Source organism: Terrabacter aeriphilus (assembly GCF_039542985.1).
Lineage (GTDB): Bacteria > Actinomycetota > Actinomycetes > Actinomycetales > Dermatophilaceae > Terrabacter > Terrabacter aeriphilus.
On sequence record NZ_BAABIW010000001.1, the window covers coordinates 230,398 to 241,821 of the forward strand.

An 11,424-nucleotide genomic window follows, 5' to 3' on the forward strand; every position below is an offset into this window, starting at 1 on the left:
CGTGACGGAGCAGCAGCCGTACGAGGTGATCGAACAGCACGACGCGTTCGAGGTTCGTCGCTACCCTGCCCACCTCGTGGCCGAGGTCGAGGTCGACGGCTCGTTCGAGGATGCCGGAAACCGCGCCTTTCGGGCGTTGTTCCGCTACATCACCGGGAACAACCGGTCCCGACGCACGGTGGACATGACCGCCCCCGTGGTGCAGCACGCCGCCACCAAGGAGATCGCCATGACGGCCCCGGTCGTCCCGACCGGGGAGACGAACGGCCGTCACGTGGTCGCGTTCGTGATGCCGGCATCGATGACGCTGGAGGCCGCGCCACTGCCGGTCGACCCGGAGATCCAGGTCCGCGCGGTGCCCGAGCGGATCGCTGCCGCCCGGCGCTACACGGGTCGCTGGTCCGAGTCGTCGTACGAGCGGAATCTCGACTCCCTGAGAGCCGCGGTCGTGGCGGAGGGCTACGTGCCGGTGGGTACGCCGCGGTTCGCCCGCTACGACCCGCCGTTCAAGCCGTGGTTCCTGCGCCGCAACGAGGTCATCCAGGACGTGCGGGGCCGGGACGAGTAGTGCGGCTCGTTCCGGCATACGGTGGCACCCATGCGATACACGACTCTCGGCACCAGCGGCACGATCGTCTCCACCCAGTGCCTCGGCACGATGACCTTCGGGGCGGAGGCCGACGAGGAGACGTCCGGATCCATCCTCGACGCCTTCGCGGAGGCCGGGGGGACGTTCATCGACACGGCGGACGTCTACAGCAGCGGCGTCTCCGAGGAGATCACCGGCCGGTGGCTGAAGGCCCACCCCGAGGACGCGGCGCAGATGGTCGTGGCGACGAAGGGTCGCTTCCCGATGGGCAAGGGGCACAACGACGTCGGTCTCTCACGACGCCACCTCCGCCAGGCGCTCGATGCGTCGCTGACCCGTCTCGGGGTCGAGCACATCGACCTCTACCAGATGCACGCGTGGGACGCCGTCACACCGCTCGAGGAGACGCTGCGCTTCCTCGACGACGCCGTCACGGCCGGCAAGATCGGCTACTACGGCTTCTCCAACTACCTCGGCTACCAGGTGACCAAGGCCGTGCACACCGCGCGTGAGCACGGCTGGACGTCGCCGGTGACGCTGCAGCCGCAGTACAACCTCCTCGTCCGGGGCATCGAGCACGAGGTCGTGCCGGCCTGTCTCGACGGCGGACTCGGCCTGCTGCCCTGGTCGCCCCTCGCCGGCGGATGGCTCACCGGCAAGTATCAGCGCGACACCACCCCGACCGGAGCCTCGCGCCTCGGCGAGGACCCGGAGCGCGGGATGGAGGCCTACGGTCCCCGGAACTCGGACGAGCGCACGTGGGCGGTCATCGACGCCGTGGCCGAGGTCGCGAAGGAGCAGGGCGTCAGCTCCGCAGCGGTCGCCCTCGCGTGGGTCGCGGCGCAGCCGGCGGTGACCTCGGTGATCCTCGGTGCCCGCACCGTCGAGCAGCTGACCGACAACCTCGCCGCCGCCGACCTCGACCTGACGGCCGAGCAGCTCGCCCGTCTCACGGAGGTCAGCAGCCCCCGCATCGACGACTACCCCTACGGCACCGCCGGTGTCGCCCAGCGCCACCGCGCCATCGGGTGATCGCGCGTAGCGATTCTGGTGGTCGCGTGGGATAACGTCGCCTAGATGACTCTCCACCACGTTCGACGCGGAAGCGGCAAGCCCTTGGTGCTCGTGCACGGTCTGGGTGCGGGCTGGCGATCGTGGGCTCCCGTGATGGATCGCCTCGCAGACAGCCGAGAGGTCATCGCCGTCGACCTCCCGGGATTCGGTCAGACGCCACCGTTGGCGGGCGAGGTCTCGATCGCGTCCCTGACGGACTCGGTCGCGGAGTTCCTCCGTGAACAGGGTCTGGACGGGGTCTCGACGGCCGGGCAGTCGATGGGCGGTCGCATCGTGCTCGAGCTCGCTCGGCGAGGGGTCGGCGGCGACACCGTGGCGCTCGACCCGGGCGGCTTCTGGACTGATCGGGAGCAGGCGCTGTTCTCCGCGACGCTGCGCCCGTCCATCGCCCTGGTGCGAGCGATGCGCGGCGCGTTGCCCTCGCTGCTCGGCACGCGCGTGGGTCGGACGGCGCTGCTGGCCCAGCTGTCCGCACGCCCGTGGGCTCTCGCGCGCGAGACCGTCCTCCCCGATGTGCTCGGGCTGGCTGACGCGCCCTCGACGGGTGCGGCCATGGACGCCCTGACCAAGGGGCCGAAGCAGCAGGGCGCCCCTGCGGGCACCGTGCCCGGCCGGGTCACGATCGGGTGGGGGAGGCGTGACCTGGTGACGCTGCCCGGCCAGGCTGCCCGTGCGACGGAGCTGTTCCCCGACGCCGTGCTGCACTGGTTCGAGCGGTGCGGCCACTTCCCGCAGTGGGACGCGCCCGACGAGGCGGTCCGCCTGATCCTCGAGAACACCGACTGAGACCCCGCCCCCGGGCACGCCGGCACGCTCGTTCAGAGTGCGATCGTGTCGGCGTAGACCAGCCGCGGCAGCCGGATCGGCTCGGCGTTCTGGTCCTGCGTCCGGGGGTCGTCGGCGTCGAGCAGCTCGTGCTCCTCCACGAGCATCCGCCACTGCGTGGAGCCGCCGGGTGTGGCCACGGGCGGGACGCCGGCGGCGTCGCCCACCTCGGTGCCGGGCTCGGCCGGCAGCAGCAGGCTGCCGGTCCAGGTCGCCCGGAGGCTCGCCTGGTCGAGCGCGACGGCCTGGATCCTCCGCGTCGTCGACGTCTGCCAGTCGAGGTCGCCGGCGCCGGTCTCCTTGTGCTGCAACGAGATCGTGACGGTGCGCGACTCCTGCAGGCGCGCCGCCAGCAGCGCGCCGTCCCCGGTCGGGCTGTCTGCAGTGAGCTCCTCGCCGGGCAGGGCTCCCCCGGCACGGCTTCGCCGCAGGAACGCGACGGTGCCGGTGAGGGTCGCCTGCACCTCGCGGCCGTCGCGCCGGCTCACGGTCAGCCAGCGGGTCGGCAGCGGCTGCACCCAGGAGGTCAGCGCGGTGGGTGACAGCTCGCAGGTCGGGAGCGACCTCGGCTGCCAACGGGCGACCGCGAGCCGGATGAACGGCCACAGCGACGGGCCGTCCTCGAGCGCGACGTCGACGAACCATCGCCTGGCGGCCGCGTCGTACTCGGGCACATAGCCGAAGACGCGCGCGGACGGGGTGCCCTGGACGTCGAGGAGCGGCACGGCCTCGGCGGCGGCGACGGGGCGCGCGGGCACCGGGTCCCGGGGCGCGACACCCTGGGCCAGGGCGTCGAGCAGCAGGTCGTGCAGGCGGAGCAGCGGTGGGTGCGTCGCCGCGACGAAGCCGCCGACCTGCCCTCCGAGCAGGATCGGGTCCGCGCCCCAGAGGCTGGTCGCCGCGTCGGGGGCCTGGACCGCCTTGAGCCGCTGCTGACCGGGGTGGTCCGGGTCGGGCTCGAACGGGTCGAACACCAGAACGGCCAGCAGCTCGCCGTCGCCGGAGGAGTACCAGGGCCGGTCCAGCCAGATGCGGACGCCGGAGCGCCGCACCCGCCTCCGCGCGAAGGGCTGCGCGGGCTCGACCTCGTCCTCCCACCGCAGCAGGGGCACGGTGTCGAGCACGGTCGGCGCCGCCGGACGGGAGCTGCTGAGGATGTCGAGCGTCACCGGCTCGCCGGCCAGCGACGGATCGTCGTCCGCGGGAACGTCTGCGGCGTCGAAGAACTCGCGGTAGCGCGTCGTGCCGCTCGGCACGTAGGTCACCCGCCGGTAGTGGGTGTCGGGGAACTTCTCGATCGCGGCGTGCAGGCCGATCGAGCCCTCCGACAGGTCCACCGACGACGTGAGGCCGGCCCCGAACGGCAGGAAGTCCACGAGGTAGAGCGCTCCCGCCCTCTCGGTCTCGGCGACGGCCGAGTTGACCACGACGTCGTCCTTGTGGACGGTCACCGGTCCGTCGGCCGTGACGTCGTCGACCTGCTCGTCCCACGACGCGCGCACGACGAGTCGGTCGGTGCTCGGCCCGTGGACGTCCACCACCGCCCCGAGCGCGGCGCCCCCGCGGCCCTTCGGCCGCGCGATGACGTGCAGACCGCGCAGCCGCGGCGGCGACACCGGTGCCGGCACGGCGTGGACGAGGCGCACGTCGGTCGACGGTGTCAGCCACCACGTCCACCCCTGCGCGGCCGCCCGCATGATCACCGCCGAGGCCACGACCTGGTCCTGGTCGAGGCCGTCGCCCTCCGGGTCGGCGAGCACGCTCGCCAGCTGGGAGCGCCACATCCCGAAGCGGTCCAGGTCGGCCACGGTGACCGTGCTCGCGAGCGTCGCGCGCACCTGCTCGCCGCGGGGCACGGTGACGGTGACGACGTTGCCGGTCACCACCGCGCCGAGCGTGGCCGCCGGGTCGACCGACCGGTCCAGCACCAGCCGCAGTGGCTGAAGCTCGGGCCAGGTGCCGGCATACGGGATCGCGACCGTCTGCAGCACGCGCGGCTCGGGCAGGGTGTGCGGGTTGCCGGCGTCGTAGAAGACGAGGCTGATGCCGGAGGCGTAGGGGTCGGGCAGGTACGGCAGCCGCAGCGCGGCGACGTCGTGCGCGACGTACTGCCCCTCGCCGAGCGCCTTGCCCCGGTCGCCCTCGATGTCGGCGAGGGTGACCGCCTCGGAGGGGTCGGCGCCCGGGCGGCTCAGCAGCGCGATGCCGGGCTGGTCGACGGCGCCGGCGTCCGTCGGGTCGGTGAGGCTCGGCGCCTTGCGGTCCAGGAGCGTGCCACGCTCGGCGAGCGCGACCGGGTAGAGCCGCGACACCTCGCCGGTGTCGGCGCCCAAACCCATTGCGGCGTCGAACTTTCCGGCTGTCTCCGCCTCGACCTGGGTGGCCTTTGGGGGGACGACGTGCCGTTCGGTCGTCGGCTGGTCGTCCGGGTCGGCGCCGCCCCCGGTCAGACCGCTCCGGACGACGAGCCGGGACAGCTGCTCGCCGGTGCCCAGCTCCCGTCGGGCCACGAGCGTCGGGTGGGGCACCGGGTCCCAGCGCAGGTAGGGCCGCGGCGTGGTGACGACCGGACGCCGCAGCAGCTCGGCGGGTCCCAGGTCGTCGGGCAGGTCCAGGTCGTCGACGCTCGCGACCTGGGCGAACCGCTCCGGATCGACACCCAGCTGCGGGTGGGTGCGCCACGTGTCGTGGGCCGCCAGCAGGATGCGGCTCGCCTCGTTCACCCGGCCGAGCGGGTCGGGGGAGGGCGGGTCGTCCGTGGAGGCGAACGGGTCGTTGGCCGCGGACCGCGCGGCCGCGGCGGTGAGCAGGTCGGCGGCCGCCGCGTCGAGGGCGGCGTCGCCGGTGCGCAGCTCGACCGGCAGCACCGGCGGCGGCTGGCTCGGCCGGCGCTCCCCGACAGCCGGGTCAGCATCCGCTTGCAGGGCAGGGGCATTCGCGTATGCCGTCGGCGCGGTCAGGTGGGTCAACACGTCCTCGCGGACCGCGGACACCAGCCCGGTGCGGTCGCGTTCGGCGTACCGCGCGCGCAACCCGGTGAGGTGGTCGCGCGCGGCGTCCAGCACCGGCTGGGGGAGCGGTGGCCGCAGGATCGGGCGGGTTCGCTGGGGCACCGAGTTGCCGGCGAGGTCGACGCCGAGCATCCGGAAGGAGTACGACGTGCCGTAGCGGAGGCGCGGCAGCGACCCCGGTTCCACGCGGGTGCGGGTGTGGATGCCCGAGGCCGGCTCGTCGGTCGGGGTGTTGACGACCGCCTCGGTGCGACCGTCCGGCCCGGGCGGCTCGACGTGGACGACGGTCTTCCCCGGGCGTGGGGCGGACAGGCTCCAGCCGTCCCAGCCGGCCACGACCTCGTGGAGGTAGTAGGCGGTCGCGTCGGGGTTGCGGTTGAGGGCGGACAGCTGCAGGAAGCCGACGTCGGGGGCGTCGTTGAGGATCGGCACGTCGCCCTCGCCGGTCACCGTGACGCGGCGCTCGTGCAGGCTGTGCCAGGCCTCGCTCGCGTCGTCCCAGACCTCCAGCCGGATGCCGCGCACGACGTCGTCGAAGAGCAGGTCCCGCGCGGCGGCCTCCAGTCCCTCGGCCGCGGCGACCCGGGCCCGGGTGGAGTCCATCCGGTTGCGGCGGGCGATCGCGAAGCCGTTGGTCCGCAGGGTTGCCGGCGTCGAGGTCTCCGGGTCGCGGTTCGCCTCGGTGGCGTAGCGCCGCGGCAGGTTGCGCAGGTGCTGGTCGAGCTTGAGGCCGGAGGCGTCCGGGTCGAGGTCGAGCACGCGCCAGTCGTCGTCGCCGAGCGGCAGCGCGCCACCGACCCAGTCGGACGATGACTGGTAGGTGAGGACGGGGCCGCGCGCGATGACCGCTGTGCGGCGGGGCGGCAGGACGGTGAGGTCGGACCCGTCGGGCGGGGTGACGGTGACGCTGACCCAGGTCGCGCCGGAGAGGGCCCCGACGGGGTCGGGCACGTCGAGGACGACGTCCAGCGCGAGCCCGAGTGCCCGCAGCAACGCCGGCGTGGAGCCGAACGAGCCTGCGCGGCGGTGGAACTCCTGGTCCGGCACCGTCGGTCGCGGCAGCGGTGGCGCGTCCGGGTCCGGCTCCTTGCGCTCGGGGTACTTCGGCTCGTCCGGGCGTTCGTAGTAGCGGCGGGTGGCGTGCGCGTCGACGAGCAGCTGCAGCTGCGGGTCGCCCGACAGGTCGGCCCCGACGAGGCCGTCGAGCCGGCGGGTGAGGCGGGTGTCGGCCTCGGGGTCGTCGAGCAGGACCTCGATCGCGGACGGCTCGACCGGCGCCTCCTTGAGGTAGTCCGGCAGCGGCGGTCCCTGGTGGTCCGGGTCGCGCCCGCCGTCCCAGTCGCTGAGGGGCCCGAGCGTGGTGAGCGCGTCGGCCACCCGAGCGGCGACGACCCGCTGCACGCGCTGGTTGCGGTCGTCGGCGCCGGCGAGGAGGCGGGTGAGCGCGGAGTCCTGGTCGAGGGCGGACAGCCGGCGCAGCATGCCGCCGGCGACCGGGTCGCCGGCCACGTCCGGCCGGCGGGTCGGTGCGGCTGCGGCGCTGACCAGGTGCAGGTCGACGGCGTGGTCGCTCATCCGGTGGGCCGGGTTCGACCGCCACTCCTGCCCCGACAGGCTCGGCGCCGGGAAGCCGTCGACCGCCAGGGACGGGGGGAACGCGCTCGCCCAGGCCGGCGCGGACGGGGACGAGACGACCTTGAGCGGCAGGTCGGCCCCGCCCAGCGAGGTCTGCAGCGTGAGCGTGCAGCCGGACAGCGTCGTCACCCAGTCCGCCACGGACGGGAAGTCGCCGACGACCGGCATACGGTCGGGGTCGTCGGGCGGCGGGGCGTCCGCGACGAGCTTGTGGGTGAGGAAGACGGTGAGGTGGAACGGTGCGTGCTCATCGAGCGAGTACGGCAGGGCCGTTGCCAGCACAGTGGTGGCCATGCGGTCTCCTTAGGCGGGGAGGGGTGCGAAGGCGGCGCAGTACTCGGCCCAGTCGTCCAGGCCCCCGTCGTCGGGCGGCATGATGTCGCGCATCGTCGGGTCGCCCTTCGAGCCGGCCAGCCGCCGCTCCACGACTATCTCGACGGACGCGGAGAAGAACAGCACCTCGACCTCGACGACGAGGGACGCCCGGCCGATGAGCTTGCCGCTGTCGAAGTGGTAGGTGAGCGACAGCTCCAGGGTGATCGAGGCGGAGATGAGCCCGAGCACGTCCACCTCGCCGCGGATGCGGAAGTATGCCGTGAGCAGGCCCTTGTCCGCCTCCAGCCGGATGTAGAGACCGACCGCGATCGACACGGACCCCGATGCGACGCCCAGGTCGATGGACAGGCTGGCGCAGGCCTCGAGGCCGACCTCGAGCACGACCATGCCCTTGGGGGAGACGCGCAGTTCCACCCAGCCGCCGCCGCCGACGCAGAGGACGGTGAGCCGGAAGGGAGAGTCCTTGCGGCAGAAGTGGAACCCGACGGTGAGCGCGTCGCCGAGGAAGGGGATCCGGGCGTCCGCGCCGAGCGAGATGTTCTCCAGGCTGAACACGCCGACGCCGACGTTCGGCAGAGTCAAGTCGAAGCCCGCCGTCGCCCCTTCCGGCGAGATGTCGACGAAGGGTGGGTCCGAGAACCCGTCGAACGGGATCATCTTGCGCAGGGTGTCGACGAACGACAGGGGCCCGAGGAACGACATCCCGCCGAAGACGACGTCCACCTCGGGCTTGCCGCTGGAGCCGGCGCGGAAGCCGATCCGCTGGAACGACAGCTTCATCAGCCCGGCGTCGCCGTCGCCGATGAGGTTGAGCTCGAAGTCGACGATCTCGGCGAGCACGTCGACCGCCGGGGGTGCGGTCGCCGAGGCGCGCACCTCGACGGCGAGCCGCAGGGACCGTGCCGGGTTGATCGGCTTGAAGATGTTGCGCACCGTCCCGGTCGGTGGCCACGGCTTGATGACCGGCGCCCACTCCATCCGCGCGGTGACGGTGCCGGACGACAGCAGCTGCTCGACGGTGTTCGCGACCTCGACCAGCGCCTGCAGCGCCGACGCCGGGCGCTCGAGCGCGGCGCGGACCGAGGCCGGGAAGCCGGGCAGGCCGAGCGCGTCGGTCAGCGGCTGCAGCTGCCCGGCCGAGGCGACCAGGGCGTCGCGCAGGGCACCGACGTGCGCCGCGTCCGGGGCACCGGCGAGCGCGACCACCGCGGAGGCGACATCGTCGAGCGCGATCTGCAGCGGCCCGATCCGGGCGTCGATCTCGTCCTTCGCTGCCTGGACGAGGGCACGAGCGCCGTCGTGCGGCGCGTTGGCGAGGTCCGTGCCGAGACGGGCCTGAGCCGCGTCGAGGGCGCTCTTCATCCGGCGCACCTCGTCGGCGACCTTGTCGACCGCTGACAACGCGTCGGAGACGAAGGCGGGCACCTCGCCGAGCCCTGCCTCCTCGAGCAGCTCGAGGAGGGAGAACAGGCCGAACAGCTTGGGGAGGGCGCCGGCGAGGAACGACGCCGGGTCGAACTTCCCGTCCGTCAATCCGCCCGCCCCGGAGCCGTCCTCGCCGACCGCGCCGAGGGCGCGGGACAGCCCGCGTACCGCCATGTTCGGAGACAGGAACCCGCCGGAGCGGTCGGAGCCCTTGCTGAAGTCGATCTGAGGCGCCGTGCTGGCCAGGGCCATCACCAGCTCGGCCGGGTTCGGGCCGCCGCCCGGTGGCTGGCCCGGCACCCGGGGTGCGAGTCCGGACGTGATGAACGGGACGGCATACGTGAGGTCGACGGCGGGCGCCTGCGGCGAGAGGTGACGCATCGACGGGACGACGGCCCTGGCGCGCTGCAGGTGCGGCCACGTGGTGACGGCCCCGGCGTCGAAGGTGCCCTCGAAGACGAGGTGCGTGACCTCCACCGAGGTGTCGCCCTCGTCCACCGGGGTCGCCATCGCCAGCGGCTGCCCGCGGCCCTGGACCTGGTTGATCGGACCGGTCGGGCTGTTCGTCGTGCGGTAGAGGTTCGCGGCGCCGGGCGCGTCGTTGAAGAAGACCTGGTCGCCGTCCTTGCTGGCGGAGACGAAGACCAGGGCTGCGGGGTAGACGGTCGTCTTGCCCGAGCGGTCCAGCGCGGTGAGCGTGAACTCGAACGGTCGGCCGTCTCGACGAGGGACGAACGGGCTGCCCGGTAGGGGCGGCGGGTCGAGGTCCGGGGTGACGATCGGGCTGACGCGCACCTCGGTGAACGGGTTGTCGCGGTCGTCGTACGTGCGCACCGGCTGCCGCACGATGATGAAGTAGCGCTGCCACAGGTAGGCCACGGGGTTGTTGCGGTCGGAGATCTTGCGCTCGGTGAGCGTGACGAGGACGCAGCGGTGGCCGAAGGGGTAGAGCACGCCGGGGTAGGCGACGCGGACGTAGGAGTCGCGGCCCATCACGGCGATGTGCCGGTAGTCGACGATGGCGAGCGTGGGGTCCTCCCAGGCTGCGCCCCAGTCGAAGAACGCGCCGAGGCTCGAGAGCGCGAGGTGGCGCACCCGCAGCGGGGTGAGGGTGCTGGCGTCCTGCCCGCCGTAGGTCTGCTCCACCAGCGCGCGTCGGTCGAACGGCTTGAGCGACATGGGATTCAGTGGCTCGGGGTCGAGGACGCTGCCGTGCTCGAAGTCGCGGGTCCAGATGGCTCGCACGATCCGCTGGGCGTCCTCCTCGGCCGCGACCTCCGTGGCGTCGCCGTCGTCGAGGCGGTCCGCGGGGCGCACGTCCAGCCAGGTGCGCCACAGCTCGACCCGGCCGGTGCCGTCCGGCCCGGTGGGGCCGATCGGCTCGGACGCGTGCCGCCAGCGGCCGCGCTCGCTGGGGGAGACGACGAGCCGGTACGGCGCCTCGATGGCCGTCTCGTCGTCGCGGGGCGGCTCAGGCCCCATCCCTGTGGCCGCCGGGACCTCGTCGCGGTAGGGGCCCGGGGTCGCGTTCGGGCTCACTCGCAGGGCAAGGGTCTGCACGGCATCCAGGACGCCGGCGAGGGTGAAGGCGATGCGGGTGTCCTGGGGCACGGCGAACGCGAGCCGCGACGGACCCGCGGCGCGGTGCGCCGTGAACCCCGGCGTCTCGGGCGGCTGTTCCTGCCAGGCGTGCTCGCCGAGGTGCTGCGGCGGCAGGTGCAGCACCAGGATCGCGTCGGCGCCCGCGACCAGCTCGGAGCCCCCGTCGCCGGTGGGCTCGAGGGTGCAGTCGCGTGCCTCCAGGCGCAGGTCCACCAAGTCGGCGGTGCGCAGCAGGCGTACGTCGAGCGGCTCATCCTCGGGGCCACGGGCCCCGTCCCCGTCGGGTGAGCCGTCCCGGTCTGCCTGGACGGGGAGGGCCTCGGGAGGGTTCATGGGGTGCTCCGGAACTAGAGCAGGACCATCGGAGTCCCGGTGACCCTGCCGAAGAGTTTAGCCGTGGCGAAGGCATCGGGTAGGGCATTTGATCGAGACGAACGGCAGCCCCCAGTGCACGGTCGTCGGCCTGACCACCACGGCGTGCCCGCTCGCGGGGATAATGCGGTCCATGGCCTTCGACCGAGACCTTGCCGACCGAATCAGCGAGCTGGTGGTCGGCGAGGAACATGTCGTCGAGCAGCGAATGTTCGGCGGCGTGGCGTTCCTCGTCAACGGCAACATGGCGGTGGCCGCCAGTGGTCAGGGAGGCCTGATGGTGCGGGTCGACCCCGCTGGCGCCGACCGGTGGATCGACGGGGACCGGGTGACGCCCATGGAGATGCGCGGACGGCCGATGCGCGGCTGGCTGCGCGTGCTCGTCGACCCCGAAGCCCAGGAGCTCGAGGAGTGGGTCTCGCGCGGCTTCGCCTACGCCCGATCTCTGCCACCGAAGACGCGGTAATCGAACCGTCTGCAGTCCCTGCCGCTTCGCGGCTGCTAGATGATTGCGGTCAGGATCGGTGTCTGGCCAGACTCGGTCCAGGTGTCCGG

6 protein-coding genes are annotated in these 11,424 nt (G+C 73.1%); 4 read left to right on the forward strand and 2 right to left on the reverse strand.

Annotated features, from left to right (window positions below; genetic code table 11):
- Nucleotide 1: 1 nt before the first annotated feature.
- Genes ABD979_RS01040 through ABD979_RS01050 form a run of 3 tightly spaced genes read left to right on the forward strand, consistent with a single transcriptional unit; the run spans nt 2 to nt 2,449 of the window.
- Nucleotides 2–568 (forward strand): SOUL family heme-binding protein, encoded by a 567-nt coding sequence (locus ABD979_RS01040; RefSeq protein WP_345505555.1) that lies wholly within the window; start codon nt 2–4, stop codon nt 566–568.
- 30 nt (nt 569–598) lie between these two features.
- Nucleotides 599–1,621 (forward strand): aldo/keto reductase, encoded by a 1,023-nt coding sequence (locus ABD979_RS01045; protein WP_345505556.1) that lies wholly within the window; start codon nt 599–601, stop codon nt 1,619–1,621.
- Nucleotides 1,622–1,666: 45 nt separating this feature from the next.
- Nucleotides 1,667–2,449, forward strand: coding sequence for an alpha/beta fold hydrolase (locus tag ABD979_RS01050; RefSeq protein WP_345505557.1), 783 nt, complete (start codon nt 1,667–1,669; stop codon nt 2,447–2,449).
- A gap of 32 nt (nt 2,450–2,481) precedes the next feature.
- On the opposite strand, the gene ABD979_RS01055 is transcribed toward ABD979_RS01050, so the two are convergent.
- Both ABD979_RS01055 and ABD979_RS01060 read right to left on the reverse strand, forming a co-directional pair.
- Nucleotides 2,482–7,428, reverse strand: coding sequence for a hypothetical protein (locus tag ABD979_RS01055; protein WP_345505558.1), 4,947 nt, complete (start codon nt 7,426–7,428; stop codon nt 2,482–2,484).
- Between the two features lie 9 nt (nt 7,429–7,437).
- Nucleotides 7,438–10,830, reverse strand: coding sequence for a hypothetical protein (locus ABD979_RS01060; protein ID WP_345505559.1), 3,393 nt, complete (start codon nt 10,828–10,830; stop codon nt 7,438–7,440).
- A gap of 88 nt (nt 10,831–10,918) precedes the next feature.
- On the opposite strand from ABD979_RS01060, the gene ABD979_RS01065 reads away from it, so the two are divergent.
- A complete protein-coding gene (locus tag ABD979_RS01065; protein WP_345505560.1) occupies nt 10,919–11,335 on the forward strand; it encodes a TfoX/Sxy family protein in 417 nt (138 codons plus the stop codon).
- Nucleotides 11,336–11,424: the final 89 nt, after the last annotated feature.